The sequence below is a fragment of the Staphylococcus sp. 510 genome (genome assembly GCF_057219715.1).
Genome location: NZ_JBXVVK010000061.1, coordinates 1 through 256 on the forward strand (window position 1 = coordinate 1; position 256 = coordinate 256).

Annotated in this window: 1 protein-coding gene; it reads left to right on the forward strand. The window is 34.0% G+C overall.

Annotated elements, in window-relative coordinates:
• Positions 1 to 256, forward strand: a 256-nt coding sequence (locus AC2D8K_RS12645; RefSeq protein WP_484698834.1) for a DDE-type integrase/transposase/recombinase, incomplete at both ends; no start/stop codon positions are given.

Consider the following 256-nt stretch of genomic DNA (forward strand, 5'->3'; position numbering starts at 1 on the left):
GGTAAACCTCAAAAGGTAATTACAGATCAGGCACCTTCAACGAAGGTAGCAATGGCTAAAGTAATTAAAGCTTTTAAACTTAAACCTGACTGTCATTGTACATCGAAATATCTGAATAACCTCATTGAGCAAGATCACCGTCATATTAAAGTAAGAAAGACAAGGTATCAAAGTATCAATACAGCAAAGAATACTTTAAAAGGTATTGAATGTATTTACGCTCTATATAAAAAGAACCGCAGGTCTCTTCAGATCT